The organism is Rhodococcus sp. KRD162 (assembly GCF_017168335.1).
Taxonomy (GTDB): domain Bacteria; phylum Actinomycetota; class Actinomycetes; order Mycobacteriales; family Mycobacteriaceae; genus Rhodococcoides.
Map to the genome: position 1 here is coordinate 286,159 of NZ_JABFAU010000007.1, position 12,003 is coordinate 298,161.

Annotated in this window: 11 protein-coding genes and 4 pseudogenes; 11 read left to right on the forward strand and 4 right to left on the reverse strand. The window is 60.1% G+C overall.

The window, feature by feature from the left end; translation table 11 throughout:
• Positions 1-24 precede the first annotated feature (24 nt).
• Both J1M87_RS28615 and J1M87_RS13040 read right to left on the reverse strand, forming a co-directional pair.
• Positions 25-144, reverse strand: a pseudogene (locus J1M87_RS28615) (transposase); the annotation flags it as partial.
• A gap of 173 nt (positions 145-317) precedes the next feature.
• A pseudogene (locus J1M87_RS13040) lies at positions 318-1,486 on the reverse strand (IS3 family transposase).
• A 238-nt stretch (positions 1,487-1,724) separates the two neighbouring features.
• On the opposite strand from J1M87_RS13040, the gene J1M87_RS13045 reads away from it, so the two are divergent.
• Genes J1M87_RS13045 through J1M87_RS13090 form a run of 10 tightly spaced genes read left to right on the forward strand, consistent with a single transcriptional unit; the run spans position 1,725 to position 10,637 of the window.
• Complete coding sequence (locus J1M87_RS13045; protein ID WP_027498258.1) at positions 1,725-2,483, forward strand: ABC transporter permease; 759 nt, start codon at positions 1,725-1,727, stop codon at positions 2,481-2,483.
• A 10-nt stretch (positions 2,484-2,493) separates the two neighbouring features.
• On the forward strand, positions 2,494-3,357 hold the full coding sequence (locus J1M87_RS13050; RefSeq protein WP_206489912.1) for an ABC transporter permease: 864 nt from the start codon (positions 2,494-2,496) through the stop codon (positions 3,355-3,357).
• A 9-nt stretch (positions 3,358-3,366) separates the two neighbouring features.
• On the forward strand, positions 3,367-4,401 hold the full coding sequence (locus J1M87_RS13055) for an MlaD family protein (RefSeq protein ID WP_206489913.1): 1,035 nt from the start codon (positions 3,367-3,369) through the stop codon (positions 4,399-4,401).
• Positions 4,398-5,405, forward strand: coding sequence for an MlaD family protein (locus J1M87_RS13060; protein WP_206489914.1), 1,008 nt, complete (start codon positions 4,398-4,400; stop codon positions 5,403-5,405). Before J1M87_RS13055 ends, J1M87_RS13060 begins: the two co-directional genes overlap by 4 nt.
• The gene (locus J1M87_RS13065) at positions 5,402-6,397 is read left to right on the forward strand and encodes an MlaD family protein (RefSeq protein ID WP_206489915.1); all 996 of its coding nucleotides are present in this window, start codon (positions 5,402-5,404) and stop codon (positions 6,395-6,397) included. Before J1M87_RS13060 ends, J1M87_RS13065 begins: the two co-directional genes overlap by 4 nt.
• Complete coding sequence (locus tag J1M87_RS13070; RefSeq protein ID WP_205334194.1) at positions 6,391-7,440, forward strand: MlaD family protein; 1,050 nt, start codon at positions 6,391-6,393, stop codon at positions 7,438-7,440. Before J1M87_RS13065 ends, J1M87_RS13070 begins: the two co-directional genes overlap by 7 nt.
• A 47-nt stretch (positions 7,441-7,487) precedes the next feature.
• Positions 7,488-8,477, forward strand: a complete 990-nt coding sequence (locus J1M87_RS13075) for an MlaD family protein (RefSeq protein WP_241256831.1) — start codon at positions 7,488-7,490, stop codon at positions 8,475-8,477.
• Positions 8,474-9,433, forward strand: coding sequence for an MlaD family protein (locus J1M87_RS13080; RefSeq protein ID WP_307830803.1), 960 nt, complete (start codon positions 8,474-8,476; stop codon positions 9,431-9,433). The genes J1M87_RS13075 and J1M87_RS13080 overlap by 4 nt, the downstream gene beginning before the upstream one ends.
• A gap of 48 nt (positions 9,434-9,481) precedes the next feature.
• The gene (locus tag J1M87_RS13085; protein WP_181992005.1) at positions 9,482-10,186 is read left to right on the forward strand and encodes a hypothetical protein; all 705 of its coding nucleotides are present in this window, start codon (positions 9,482-9,484) and stop codon (positions 10,184-10,186) included.
• Positions 10,170-10,637: a hypothetical protein gene (locus tag J1M87_RS13090; protein WP_206489951.1), complete on the forward strand. Its 468-nt coding sequence runs from the start codon at positions 10,170-10,172 to the stop codon at positions 10,635-10,637. The genes J1M87_RS13085 and J1M87_RS13090 overlap by 17 nt, the downstream gene beginning before the upstream one ends.
• Here the strand turns inward: J1M87_RS13090 and J1M87_RS13095 are convergent.
• Positions 10,534-11,223 (reverse strand): annotated as a pseudogene (locus J1M87_RS13095) (IS30 family transposase); the annotation flags it as partial. The gene J1M87_RS13090 and the pseudogene J1M87_RS13095 overlap by 104 nt on opposite strands.
• 31 nt (positions 11,224-11,254) lie before the next feature.
• On the opposite strand from J1M87_RS13095, the pseudogene J1M87_RS28620 reads away from it, so the two are divergent.
• Positions 11,255-11,462, forward strand: a pseudogene (locus J1M87_RS28620) (integrase core domain-containing protein); the annotation flags it as partial.
• A gap of 96 nt (positions 11,463-11,558) precedes the next feature.
• Here the strand turns inward: J1M87_RS28620 and J1M87_RS13105 are convergent.
• Positions 11,559-11,900 (reverse strand): DUF4873 domain-containing protein, encoded by a 342-nt coding sequence (locus J1M87_RS13105; RefSeq protein ID WP_027498244.1) that lies wholly within the window; start codon positions 11,898-11,900, stop codon positions 11,559-11,561.
• Between the last annotated feature and the right edge of the window lie 103 nt (positions 11,901-12,003).

The window sequence follows — 12,003 nt, forward strand, 5'->3', positions numbered from 1 at the left end:
CGGGGCGCATCGCACTGTGCTGCAGCTGTCGTCGCCGACACCGTACGCCCTGGCGACCTCACTGATCGGCTTGGAAGAGTCGATGACCTCTCGGCACAGTTCGTCTTTGAACTCGGTGCTGAAAGATCGACGCGATCTGCTCATGCTTGTAGATCCCTATTCCAAGCGGGTCTAGTGTCCGAATCCCTGGGCCGATCAGATCACGACGCCAGCCACTGGGCTGCGGGGTGGATGACCCTCATCTGCAACCTCGCCGACGTTTTCAACGCTCGACGAGGCGACCTTGGCAGGTCCCCGATAAGTCGGGCCACCGTGTTCTAGATCCACGGTGTAGTTGATTCAGCGACCTCGCAGCCCTCGACCGGTTGGTGGTTGTGGGTGCATCGGGCAGCGTACGCCCCCGCAAGCGGGAGGGACCCCCAGGGCGGCGTGAGGTATCCGAGTGATGAGTGCCGGTGTCGATGGTTGTGGTGGTCTTTGAAGTCCTCGATCACCACCCTCGCTTCGAGCAAGCTCGTCCAGTGATTGCGGTTGAGGCCCTCCGTAGTCGATTGTTGACGGATTCGATGTGTCCGTTGTTCCACGGCGTCCCCGGCTGGATGTAGGAGATACCGACACGGTCGCGCAGAAATGTTGCAGCACATGGGAAATGAACTCCGGACCGTTGTCCATCCGCAGCACTTGCGGCGGCCCGTCCCACAGCACGAACGTCTTGTCGAGCTCGCCGGTCAGCCGCTGTGCGGTGATCGACCGCTCTACGATATTCAAGAGGGACTGCCGGGTGTGTTCGTCGATCATCGACGCGATCTTGATCGCCTTACCATCGACGGTCGAATCGAACTGAGAGTCCTTAGCCCACAACACTTTCGGGGCATCGGCTTCGACCTGCGGTCATGAACTGATGCCGGCGCGTTTGCGGGGATGGTAGATTCGAACCTGCAGACCCTCCTTCCAGAGCCGGTGGACCTTCTTCTTGTTCACCGACAAGCCCCTCGTCGTGCCTCAGATGCGCCCAGGCGCGGCGGAAGCCGTGCAGTGGATGCGAGCCTGCGTACGTCCGCAACGCGGCCCTCAGGGCTGCGTCGGCGATCGGTGTTCGTGCGTAGGTGGAGCGGGTAAGCCCAACAGCTTCGCACGCCCAGTCGTTTCGACAGACTCATGGTGTACACGAGCATGTCGACAGCGCTGCGCTTGGCGGCTGGGCTCAGAATCTTCCCTTCGCTACCTCCCGCAGTGCATCTTTCTCCAGCTCGGCCTTGGCGAGCAACCGTTTGAGCTTGCCGTTCTGCTCGCGCAACTCTTTGAGTTCCTTCGCGGCATCGGTGTCCATCCCGCCGTACTGACGCCGCCAGTTGTACAACGTCGCCGCCGACACCTCGAGCGCCGCCGCGATCTCCTCCTGCGTCTTGCCCGCAGCGGTCAGTTCGTCGGCACTGCGCAGCTTGCGCACGATGTCCTCGACAGAGTTGCGTTTCCGTCCAGCCATGTTTTCCATCGTCCTATCCGCCCAGCTCATGGGCAACAAGGCTCTAAATCGAGATGGCTCCGTTCACTTGGGGACACGCCAACCTGTCAGCTGATTAATCCGACGGAAGTTCCCGAAACCATGTATCAGGTATGCACGTACCTGATACTGTGCGAACACCTTATCGCGACGAGCTGCGCAGACAGAAGAGGAGACCGGTATCTATACAGAAATTGCTGGTCGAGCGACAGCCAGTCTTGTGACCTTTGGAAATTCGATTGCCCTCGCCGGCCAGGCACTGCGGTGGGCCGTGCGCGATATTGTCACCGGACGGTTTCCGTTTCGGGAGTTTGTCACACAGACGTGGTTCGTCATCACCGTAACGACGTTGCCAGCGATCCTGGTCGCGATTCCGTTTGGCGTCATCGTCTCGGTGCAGGTCGGAAGTCTAACCCAGCAGGTCGGGGCCACATCTATCGCCGGAGCCGCCGGTGGACTCGGGATCATTCAGCAGGGGGCACCGATCGTCACCGCGCTCCTGCTCGGTGGTGCGGCAGGGTCGGCCATCGCCTCTGACCTTGGCGCACGCACCGTCCGTGAAGAAATCGATGCCATGGAGACGCTCGGACTAAATTCGACACGTCGACTCGTCGCACCTCGATTCGTCGCGGTTCTCATCGTCGCTCCGATGTTATGCATGCTCATCGTGTTTACCGGTCTCGTGGCCGGCTACATCCTTAGCGTCAACGTCCAGGGCATCACGCCGGGGAGCTACGTCGCATCGTTCGCATCGTTCGCATCATCGGCGGACATCCTTGTAGCGCTGATCAAGTCAGTGGTGTTCGGTCTCGTGGTCGTGACAATCGCGTGTCATCGGGGCCTGTCCACGAAAGGTGGCCCTAAAGGTGTGGCTACATCTGTCAACGCCACCGTGGTCCTAGGGGTGGTGGCGTGCTTCGTCATCAACGTGTTCATCACCCAACTGACCATCATGTTCGTCCCGCAGACCATCGGATGACGGAGAACACGTGACCGCAGTACCATCCACCCGTTATACTTCGGTTACTCGTCCGATCGTGCGTGCTGTGACGCCCCTCGCTGAGGTCCCCGCGCAGCTCGGGCACATTACAACATTTACCATCGACACCGTCGCCGGAATTCGGCACGTCGCAACCACCTATCGACGACAGACGTTTTTATTCATACAGGAGTTTGCCTGGGGACGAGGCGCTGTACTGGTCGGCGGGGGTACCGCGATCGTGCTTGTGATTCTCGGAATGGCTGTCGGGGCGTCCATCGGCATCCAGGGCTACGCCTCGCTAGACCTGGTCGGGATGGGGTCTCTTACGGGATTCATTTCGTCATACGCCAACACTCGAGAGTTGGCACCGATGATCGCCGCGATCGGCTTCGCAGCCCAGGCCGGCTGTCGCCTCACTGCGGAAATAGGTTCGATGCGTATCGCTGAAGAGATCGATGCGCTCGAGTCGATGGCGGTGCGGCCGATTCCGTACATCGTCAGCACGCGTGTAGTCGCGGCGATCACTACCATCATCCCCCTCTACATCGTAACGCTGATACTCAGTTTCGGCGCGGCCAAGCTGGTCGTCATCCTTCTACACGGCCAGTCAGGTGGCACCTACGATTTCTATTTCAATGCGTTCCTCAAACCGCAGGATCTGGTGTTCTCGGTCATCAAGGTCCTCATTTTCGTAGTATCGGTCGTCATCATCCACAGCTACCAGGGTTACTACGCCAGCGGCGGAGCAGAAGGCGTCGGCCGCGCGTCTGGTCGAGCGATCCGCAGCAGTCTCATCATCATCGTCGTGGAGGACATGATCTTGACCCTGTTGATGTGGGGTTTCGATTCGGGCGTCCAGATTTCGGGCTAGGAGTTTCAAGTGGCTGTATTTCAAGATCCATCAGGACGCGCGCCCTCACTGGCGAACTTGACCCTGCGCGGGATCGGGGTTCTCGTCGTAGTGACGGTTGCCGGCTATCTTCTGGTGGGAAACGCGACCGGAAAATATGAAGACAACACGACAGTGACGATCACCACCGACGCGATTGGTGACGGGCTGAAGGGCGGATCGGAGGTGAAGTATCGGGGCTTCACGGTGGGCAAGGTGTCCTCGGTGTCGGGGCGCGACCAAAGTGTAAATGTGAAAATCGAGCTCACCGGAGCTAACGACGACATCCGGTTGCGTCAGGGCCTGGCCGTGAATTACACGTCCGCCAGCGCGCTGGGGCCAACGGCACTGGAGATTGTTGACCCCGGACGGGGAGAGTTAATCGGTGATGGCGGCAGTGTCTATGTCAACAAGCAGCAGTCCGAACAAACGTCGGTATCGACCCTGATTCGAAAACTCTCGAAGCTGGTCGATGCTCTCGATCAGCCGGCGTTCAATTCTGTGGTGAAGTTTGTCGTCGATGATTCCCAAACGTTTGCCGACGCCGGCAAGCTCATGTTCCAGATCGCGCAGCTCACTCGGGACGTTCAACAGCGTCCAGTGGGCCAGGATTTGGCGATCGCAGCAGACCTGTCCCAGGGTGTAGCCGATTTCATGACGCCGTTCGTTCCGGGCATCCTCATAAACGTCGACGTCGCTGACTTCTTCGCCACCGACGAGGCCATCAAACAGGCCACAGGCAACCTCAACAGCTACAACGAGTTTCTGTTCGGGGGACTAGGACTGTTGAGCGAAAACTACCCGGCGTTGAGTTCACTACTGGACGTCGGCCTCGATCTGGCGAGGCCGGTCGCCAGATCGGCATCGGGACTCGCGCAGACCATTTACACCATCCCGCAGATCCTGGACAGCATCGACAACGCCACGCCGCAAGTCGGCGAGCGAGTACAACTTCAGGTCGCCCTGGTAGTGCAGACGTCACCTGCGCTGCAGAGCGCGCTTGCAGCAGGAGGACCAAGAAGATGAAGCTCAAGTCGTTAACTCCCACCATCGTCAAGATCGTCGCGTTCGCCGCAGTCATCGGCGTTCTCACCTACGTGATCATCGCCATCCTCGAACCCAGCTCGGACGGACCGAGTTCTGAACGATCTGCGGTCTTCTCCGATGCATCCGGGCTCAAGCCTCGCGACGGTGTGCGGTTGGCGGGAGTCAAGGTCGGATATGTGACGGCGATCGACCTGAAAGGGCCCACCGCGGTCGTTCATTTCCAACTGAACAACGACGTCGCGATCACGTCGAGCACTACCGCCGCCGTGAGGTATCAGAATCTTCTCGGACAGCGATATGTCGAATTGATCGGTGCGGCACAGGGAAAGACACAGGGGGCGGCGCTTACACAGGTGGCGCTCGACAAGACCGTTCCCTCATTTGATGTGTCCACCTTGTTCAACGGGTTCAAGCCGGTGTTCGACACGCTTAACGCCGACGAGATCAATGAACTGCAGTCCAACTTGTTGCGCGTTGCTCAAGGTGATGGGAGGGGTATATCGCCTGTTCTGGAGCAGGTCGCCAACATCACCGCCTACGGGGACCAGCGGTCTGAGATCATCACGAATATTGTGACGAGCCTCGGCCAGGTCTCCGACCAACTCGAAGGCCGCTCGGCGCAGCTGGTCGAACTCGTCGACAAGCTGGGATCGATCGTCGACGAGTTCAGCCGCGTGAGTGACCGGTTGCGGGAGTCGCTAGGCGAGATCAACCGGTCCATGGAGAAAACTGTCATCGCCGGGGAGCAACTTGAGTCAACGTACGACCAGAGTTTCGCGACGATCTATCAGCGTCTGGCGCGAGAACCCGGGGAGTTGGAGGGGCTACTGAATGGCGCGGTACTGCTCAAGCCCCTTATGGACTCGCTGAACGCTTCGACGAATTCCACGCCGACTGAGGCACGATGTTCGAAAGGCCTTCTGCCCCTGCCGGATACAGCTACGATTGCGCTTATGGGGCAACGATTGGTGGTGTGTAAGTGAGGTTGTTCAGTCGAAATCGACCGCATCACCAGTCCGAACGCAGACGCGACCTCATCGTCGCCGCTGTGGTGGTGGTGACCGTGGTGGTCGGTCTGGTAATCGCCGGGACCGTGTATATCGCACCGCCCGGCCAAAAGGTGTACTCGGCGCAACTGGTCAACACCGGAGGGCTGGAGTCGGGTGATCAGGTGCGTATAGCGGGGATAAGACAGGGAACGGTGTCGTCGGTGGACCTCGCGGGAACGTTTATCACAGTCGAATTTCGACTCGACGACTCAGTGCCAGTCCGTTCGGATGCCACCGCAGCGGTTCGCCTGATCACGCCGATCGGCGGGCGAGTTCTGGATCTGGACCCAGGGTCAGGACCGACCTCGCTGTCGGGGGCGATCCCCCTTGTTCAGACATCGAGTACTTACGACATTTCGGACACGCTCGAGACGACGACGCCGGTGTTCCGCGATGTAAAGGGCGTCGATCTCCGTCAGACTGCGTCGCTGCTGCAGAATGCGTTCTCCGACGGCAACACAAACATTCCCGACGCACTGAGGAACACCAGCAGTTTGATGGAACTCTTAGAGCGACAGTACGGTCAGCTCGACAAAGCGGTCGCTCTATCCGATGAATACGTCAACGCTTTCGCCGATCAAAAGCAGATGCTGGTCGACTTTCTCCGTCAACTCAGCTTCGTTGCCAGTACGCTGGGACCTGATATCGAGAACGTCCGCGGCGGGTTCGACCTTCTCAGTCGTCTGTTCAAACTTCTCACGAGGCCGCTCGTGGCTTACAGCGATGGAATCGAACCGTCTGTCCAACAATACAAGACGCTCCTCGACAAGGTGTCGTCAGAGCTGCCAGGCTACTCCGATGCCCTGGCCCAGGTTGATCAGATCACTCAGCGCCTCGGCGTCCTCCTCCAGGCGCCGGTCGGTGCGTCGACTACCACAGAACCAGAGGTTCGTGTGTGCATTCCGAGTGGTGACGACAAATGTTGACTACATGGATCCGAAGACTGTTGCTCCTGATCGCCGTGGTGGTTGTGGTGGTCGCTAGTGTGGAAATAGGGGGGAGGGTGTCCGACGACACGCGCTCCCTGTGTGCCGAGTTCACCGACGCATCGGGCCTCTTCGAAGGCAACACAGTAGCCATGCTCGGCAAGAAGATAGGCAGCGTCGTCGGGGTGCAACAGAATAGTGATCAGTCCGGTGTAAGGATCGAAATGCGGATCGACAAGAGCGTGCCGCTGCCCGCCGACGTCGGCGCGACTATGGTGTCGACATCCATCGTGACCGAACGTCAAATCGAGTTCACCAAGCCGTACTCCGGTGGAGCCCGATACGAGACGAATCAGTGCATTCCGTTGAGTAAGACGAGAACCCCGCTGGGAATCAGTCAGACGCTCGACTCGATCAGCAACTTGTCCGAGGACCTGGTCAAGGACAACGGCAGGAACACCGACGCGATCTTGCAGTCCCTCGAGCTCGTCTCCCGCAATCTGGAAGGAACGCAGGGCGACGTGGCCGGGATCATCAAGGACTCAGCCACGCTCATCAACGACCCGGCCAAGCGGGATGGACAGATTCGCAGGATCGTCGGGAACCTCGCAACACTGACGGGGGTGGCAACCGAGAACGACAAAGAGCTGACCGCCCTCTTCGACAACTTCGTCGGTGCCATCGAGGTCATCATCGCGTACGGCCAGACCTTCGGCGCGGCAGTCGAGTACGCGGGGACGTTCGTACCGATCCTCTCGCGGCTCGCAACAGATTTCGGTCCCCCGATATTCGCGATCGGTGATGCTGCCGTTCCGCTCATCGCCGACATGGGAGAGCAGCCGGACATGATGGCAGCAGTAGCAGCCCGCACGGCAGACCTCATCGTGAAACACCCCGATGCCAAGTCAATTGTGCAGGCGTTCGCAGTGTCGCTGCCTTTGCGAAGCCTCGTCAGTAGCTGCGCCGCGCCGGTGGCAAACGGCGTCTGCAGGTCCAGCGATGCATCAAGGACGATCGCCGGGATGATGGGTGGAGGGGCCTGATGATCTCGGTCAACCGGGCACGCCTCGGACCCACGATAGTCGCACTGATGGCAACGATAGTTTTCGTAACATCGTGTGGGATCAACGCCGACAATCCGCCGACGATAGCGACCTCCGACGCGGACGGCTACGACATCCAGATGGAGTTCACCAGCGCACTCAACCTGCCAGCCCTCGCAAAAGTTCTCTCGGGGGGAATCAGCGTCGGGTTCGTCGAAGATGTCACGTACGAGAACGGGCATGCGGTCGTGAAAGCTCGCATCGACAACACGACTCAGCTGCCGGGCGAATCGCGAGCCGAGCTACGTCAGGACACTCTCCTTGGTGAGATCTACGTTGCCATCCTTCCCCCAGCCGAGCCGTCGACGGGTGCCTTGCTGCGGTCGGGTTCGGTGATCCCGCTGGCACGGACCGAGCCGGCAGCAAATGTCGAGGACGTCATGCGCGGAATGGCGAATGTCCTCGGCGGCGGTGAGCTCGACAAGATCCACACCGCCATCTCGACATTGAACACCACGTTCCCCAAGGACCCGCAGCAATTCGACGCCCTGTATCAGACAACGCTGGAGACCGTCTCGGAGGTCTCCTCGAATACCGACAAACTCGACGTAGTGTTGAGGTCGGCTGATCAGACTCTGAAAGTGATCTTGGACGATCCGTCGGGAATCGACCGGATGCTGACCAAGGGCGGACGCAACTTTTCTGGCCTCGGCGACTCCCTGATCGAGGTCGCGTTACTCATCGCCAACTCGCGTGATTTCGCTGTGTCCGCGGGCAGGATCGTGGATCCGGAGTACTTACGGATCAAGGAGTCAGTGGCCGGGATCGCCCCGGTGATCGATTCGATCGCCAACTCCGACATCTACTCGAAGTCCGTCACGGAGCAGGCAACGAGCGTCATCCGCGACAAACTCATTCCATTCGTGCGGTCGCCCGACATCAACCTCTCGGACATCTCCATCGATGGTCGGGACCTAGCGCGGCGTGACGCCGAATCCTTCATAACCGTGTTGAGATCAATCGGAATGATGCCGTGAACCGCAGCAGCACGCTCATATCGATACTGGCTCTCGCCGTCGTGTTCGTCGTAGGGCTCGGCTACCTCGTCGTCGGCGTGGCACACATCAACCCCACCCGCTCCGAGTACTCGTTAACCGCCATCATCGACAGCTCAGGCGGTCTGCTGGACACATCGCCGGTGATGGTGCGGGGGGTACCCGTCGGAAAGGTGTCCTCGATCAACGTCGCGGATTCGGCAATTAAGGTCGAGATGACGATCGATTCCGACCACAAGATCCCCCAGGACAGCGAGATGTCTATCCAGAATCTGTCGCTCGCGGGGGAACAGTACATCAACTTCGTGCCCGCGGGCACGGCAACCGGTGGGTACTTCGATAACGGAGACGTGGTGCCCGCGGACGCGGTGCACGTGTCGCAATCGGTTCCCCAGGTGTTGCCAAAGTTGGCTGCAGTGGCAGATGGGCTCGACCCGGAATCGATCGAGTCCATCAACAAGACCGTCGCCGAGGCCGTCGCCGGACGGCAGGACGACCTCGACACGATCGGCGACATGATGCACCGTGTAGTCGATTTCGTCGGCAAAGATGGGTCCGTCCGGGTGACCGCGGACAACGCCGAGTTCCTGCTCGGCCTCTTGTCCAATGCCGGGGACGTCCTCACTACGGCATCTGTACGCACCCCTGACGCCGTGAACGGGTTTGCGCGGCTTCAACGGGCGTTCATCAGGTTCACAACCACCTCGTACGACAAGTGGCCTCCCGTGTTGAAGCTTGTGGAAAAGCTCAACGGCTATATTCAGATCCTGCAGCCGGATCTGCTGACGATCACCCGGGCGGTGAAACCGGCGACCGAGAAAGTCGCCGACACATACGTCGACTTCGGGTCGATCGGCGACCTCCTCGGCCGAACTTTCCCGGCGTCGCGACCAGGTCGCGCCGAGGTCCCCGTCACCGTGTCGCCGCCACTACGGTGACGCCCCGTCCGCAAGCGACTGTCACCGTAAGTACACAGAAGGTCCCACATGACAAATGACGACCGAACGAAACCGCACCCCGAGCCCACTGAGGTCGAGGACAGCGCGGCAGCAGCGACGCCGGATGGCGATCTACTGATGGACGAAAACGCCCCAGCCGCGTCCGCCGTAGCCACGGCTGGGGCTGGAGACAGCGACGTCGAACCCCCCTCGCCAGGTGGGCACCGCTGGTCAGCATCGCCGCGATCACGTGCCGTGGTGGTTTCGGCCGTGATCGTGGTGCTCGCTGTGCTGGCCGGCGTGTTCGCCTACCTCTACCTCGAGGCCGACGAAGCGAAGTCGGTATTGGAAAACGACGCCGCGCAACGGGCCGCCGCGGCGAAGGCCGCCTCGGATTACACGACCAGATCCCTGACCTACAGCTACCAGAACACCGACGCCTTTTTCGCGGCAGTCAAAGAGGACGCGGGTGAGGCTCTAGTCAAGCGGTATGACGAGGTTCGGCCGACGCTGACCCAGATTATCCAGCAGGCCCAGGTGCAGGCGTCGGGACGCGTTCTGGCCACCAGCGTCACCAGCGTCACCGGTGACACCGGTGACACCGACGAAGAATACACGGTGATGGTCTTCGCGAGCCAGAAGACGCAGAACGTGCAGAATCCACAACCGAGTGAACTGCCGACATTGTTGAAGGTGGTCGTGACGAAAACCGCCCAGGGCTGGCAAATTCAGGACTATGGCCCAGCTGAATGAGGCGGCGGCTCCGCAGAAGGAGTTCCACGAAGAGCAAGATGCAGGACGGTACTCATTCTTCGACGCGGTCGCAGATGTCGGAGATGTCGGCGGGGTCGACGCCGGTGAGGAGTTGGGTGATCTCTTCGGGTTGCGGGTGCCACTCGATCGGGTCAGTTTGCGAGTGGTCGAACACCGACATAATCGGGAATGTCGGGATTTTGCAGGCCTCCTCGCCGTGCCGACGGTCAAAGACACAGCGATGGTCACCACGGCGCTGAAGATGGCGTTGTGGCGACGAGATCACGGTGGACGCCGCGTCGGCTCAGGGCTCATCCATCACAGCGGTGCCGGCAGTCAGGGCGGATTCAACCTGTCGTCGCAACACAGTGCCGTGAAGCCGAGCGTATCTGCTCTGCAAGCACTTCCGCTGGGGTTCGCCACCCATGTGTTTTGCGCGGGCGGTTGTTGAGTGCATCCGTCACGGCCTGAACGTCACTTCGACGGTATCGAGCGAGATCGGTTCCCTTCGGAAAGTATTGTCGCAGCAATGCATTGGTGTTTTCGTTCGGTCCTCGCGGCCAGGGGCTGTACGGGTCGCAGAAGTACACACGGATCCCGGTTTCTGCGGTCAACTCCGCATGACGTGCAAGCTCCGCCGCGGTCCCAGGTCACCGATCTGCGCAGGTGCTCCGGCAGCGGTGTCATCGCAGCCTGGAGTGCATCGCGGACCGACTCCGATCCGTAACCGGACAACGCCGGCCCGTTCTTCACCGGGGGCGCATCCCCGTACCCATCCTTACGTGGCAGATGCAGCAACGTGGTGAATCTGCTGGTGCGTTCGACAAGCGTACCCACTGCGGACCTGCCCAGCCCGATGATCAGACCTCACCGTTTTCGTCGCGGATCACGCCCGAGAGCACTTCCTGCACGTACTCTCGAAGAGGTTCGTGTTCAACGAGTTTGGCTACCTTGGGTCGCCTTGCCGCAAGATCGGCTTTCCATTGCGCCACTGATGTGCGGTACTCGAGCTTGCCGTCGCGGGTGGCAGCGTTGCGAGGGGATTGCGGCATCGATCCGCTGTGTCGGGATGCGTACGACAATGCGTTGGCCGAGAGCACAATTGGGTTGTTCAAGACCGAGGCAGTATCGAAGAGAAGCCCGTTCCTGAACGGCCCGCTCAAGACCATCGACGATGTCGAGTTCGCCACGATGGGATGGGTCGACTGGTTCAACCAACGCCGCCTCCCACAGCACCCTCGACTACCTCACACCAGACGAATTCGAGAAGGCCTACCGCAGTCAAGAATCGGCTGTCTGGTGGCGTTGCTTCACCCGCCTGGGCGCTATCGGACTGGATGCTGGGGAACGCCCAGGGCGCAAAGCGGGTCGGTCAACCCTGATGTTCACTCTCTGCTATCGACTCAACTTCCTCGAGCGTGGTGGGGATGTGGTACGGCGGTCTGCTCGTGCCCGAGATGCGATAGCGGTCCCAGAAATCAGGGTCGCCCACGACGCACTCGGCGCGTCCCTCTGGTGTCGCAAAGACGGCAACCGTGCGCCTTCCCGAGAGGGCGGCGTGGAGCGCATCATTCTTGTCGATCCTGCCGTACCAGGTGTATAAGCCGTTGAGGGGCTGGAAATAGCCTTTGATCTTCACCCCGACAGCAATCTCCTTGCCACGGCACACCAAGGTGCCCTCGCCGGAGTAGTCGAGATCGTGGTCGTCAGACACGCAAGGCTCACTTTCTTCACATCAAACATTGACAAAAGAACGCATTGGCGCAGACACTATCAGTATCTGGTACCCGGAGTACGGGTATGAAGTCGAGACTCAG

Excerpts from the sequence above, each read along its gene's own strand:
- J1M87_RS13060 (WP_206489914.1), top strand. The coding sequence starts at position 4,398 with ATGAAGCTCAAGTCGTTAACTCCCACCATCGTCAAGATCGTCGCGTTC.
- J1M87_RS13090 (WP_206489951.1), top strand. The coding sequence starts at position 10,170 with ATGGCCCAGCTGAATGAGGCGGCGGCTCCGCAGAAGGAGTTCCACGAA.
- J1M87_RS13070 (WP_205334194.1), top strand. The coding sequence starts at position 6,391 with ATGTTGACTACATGGATCCGAAGACTGTTGCTCCTGATCGCCGTGGTG.
- J1M87_RS13075 (WP_241256831.1), top strand. The coding sequence starts at position 7,488 with ATGGCAACGATAGTTTTCGTAACATCGTGTGGGATCAACGCCGACAAT.
- J1M87_RS13085 (WP_181992005.1), top strand. The coding sequence starts at position 9,482 with ATGACAAATGACGACCGAACGAAACCGCACCCCGAGCCCACTGAGGTC.